Here is a 390-nt window from a genome sequence, read left to right as displayed (position 1 = left end):
ACCGATGACCTCCTCGTGACCCTCATGGCCGATCAGGAGGATGTCGTAGTCCTCCTTGGCGTACCGGACGGCTTCCTTGTGGACCTTGGTGACCAGCGGGCAGGTCGCGTCGATGGTGGCGAGCTTGCGCTCGGCCGCCTCCGCGTGGACGGTGGGCGCGACTCCGTGCGCGGAGAACATCACGATGGAGCCCTCGGGCACCTCCGCGGTGACGTCCACGAAGATCGCGCCCTTCTTCTCCAGGGTCTGCACGACGTACTTGTTGTGCACGATCTCGTGGCGGACGTAGATCGGGGCCCCGTACTGCTCCAGGGCCTTCTCGACGGCGATCACGGCACGGTCCACGCCCGCGCAGTAGCCACGGGGAGCGGCGAGCAGGACACGGCGGGC

The 390-nt window shown here is 67.7% G+C and carries 1 pseudogene; it reads right to left on the bottom strand.

What is annotated here, in order from left to right:
* Positions 1-390: pseudogene (locus AB0C16_RS40830) on the bottom strand (4-hydroxy-3-methylbut-2-enyl diphosphate reductase); the annotation flags it as partial.

It is taken from the genome of Nonomuraea sp. NPDC048916 (assembly GCF_040649575.1).
In the GTDB taxonomy this organism is placed as follows: domain Bacteria; phylum Actinomycetota; class Actinomycetes; order Streptosporangiales; family Streptosporangiaceae; genus Nonomuraea.
This window is presented reverse-complemented; position numbering and strand designations above follow the sequence as displayed.